1 protein-coding gene and 1 pseudogene are annotated in these 948 nt (G+C 41.8%); both read left to right on the top strand.

The window, feature by feature from the left end:
• Nucleotides 1–52 precede the first annotated feature (52 nt).
• Nucleotides 53–559 carry a transposase gene (locus tag ND6B_RS08360; protein ID WP_008464884.1) on the top strand — a complete coding sequence of 169 codons (507 nt, stop codon included), beginning with the start codon at nt 53–55 and terminating at the stop codon, nt 557–559.
• Nucleotides 535–948, top strand: a pseudogene (locus tag ND6B_RS08365) (helix-turn-helix domain-containing protein); the annotation flags it as partial. The gene ND6B_RS08360 and the pseudogene ND6B_RS08365, both read left to right, overlap by 25 nt.

Below are 948 nucleotides of genomic sequence, written 5' to 3'. Positions count from 1 at the left end.
CCCCCTGTGTCAGGATAGTTGTCGCCTCTAACATTTAGCAGAGGCAAATAAAATGAGACGTCAATTTACACAAGAATTTAAAGTTCAAGCTGTTGAAAAAGCATTATCTCAATGTGATGATGTTCGCTTAGAAGATATTGCAGATGACTTAGGTGTCGGTTATTCAACGTTACAACGTTGGATAGCACTGGCAAAAAAGCATCAACTTGAAATACACCAGACGGGTAGCCAAATGACAGCAGAAAAACGACCACAAGACTGGAGTTTAGAAGAAAGACTCAACGCAGTAATTGAGTGTGGAAGTTTAGATGAAGCCGCCATAAATGAATACTGCCGTAATATAGGGCTTTATCCGCATCATATTCAGCAATGGAAGAAAGACTTAGTAACACCACCTTCAAATAAAACAGTAAAGTCAGACAGTAAACAGCTTAAGCAAGAAATAAAGCAACTGCAAAAAGAACTGAATCGCAAAGATAAGGCCTTAGCTGAAACTGCCGCTCTACTTGTACTCAAAAAAAAAGCGGATGCACTTTGGGGTTTCAACGAGGACGATTAACAACAGCGACTGAGCGACATGAATTAATAACGCTTATCACAAACGCACAGGCTTCAGGGGCAAGGAAAGAAAAGGCATGTGAGTTACTTGGACTGACACTAAGAACCGTTCAGCGGTGGATTGAAGCAGACGATATGACTGACAAACGGACGAGTACGAAAAAACAGCCGCCTAACCGTCTCACAGAGTTAGAGCGGCAGCGCATTATTAATACGGCTAATTCAGCCGAATATGGGCATTTACCGGCCAGTAAAATAGTCCCTAAGCTGCTTGATAAGGGCATATGGATAGCGTCTGAAAGTTCGTTTTATCGTGTCATGAAGGCACATAACTTATTAACGCATAGAGAAAAAGTAAAGCCAGCTAAGCCGATGAAAAAGCCAAGAGCA

This window comes from Pseudoalteromonas sp. ND6B, from assembly GCF_000764215.1.
GTDB lineage: Bacteria > Pseudomonadota > Gammaproteobacteria > Enterobacterales > Alteromonadaceae > Pseudoalteromonas > Pseudoalteromonas tetraodonis.
The sequence above is the reverse complement of the archived record's forward strand: the minus strand, read 5'-3'. Positions and strand labels throughout refer to the sequence as shown.

Coding starts and splice junctions, on each gene's coding strand:
- ND6B_RS08360 (WP_008464884.1), top strand. CDS start 53: ATGAGACGTCAATTTACACAAGAATTTAAAGTTCAAGCTGTTGAAAAA.